The following is a 204-nucleotide window of genomic DNA, read 5'->3' as shown; positions in this document are numbered from 1 at the left end:
CGCCCTGCCTTGTAAGCGGTACCCCATTCGGTTGCTTTGAGGAGTGACAACGTATAACGTCGAATAAAATAAATCCAAAGTTTCCCGAGAAAACAATTCCTCATGCAATCCGGGCACCACTCGTAGTGTGCAAACATCAGGGTAATGGGGTACAAGTTCCGGGACTAAAAACCGGGTTATGGGCCGTTTTTGGGGAGTGGACTT

Annotated in this window: 1 pseudogene; it reads right to left on the bottom strand. The window is 48.5% G+C overall.

The window, feature by feature from the left end:
- Nucleotides 1–204 (bottom strand): annotated as a pseudogene (locus DSOL_RS27045) (hypothetical protein); the annotation flags it as partial.

Source organism: Desulfosporosinus metallidurans (genome assembly GCF_001936615.1).
Lineage (GTDB): Bacteria > Bacillota > Desulfitobacteriia > Desulfitobacteriales > Desulfitobacteriaceae > Desulfosporosinus > Desulfosporosinus metallidurans.
Note: the sequence above shows the minus strand (reverse complement) of the source record. Positions and strands in the feature narration are given on the sequence as shown.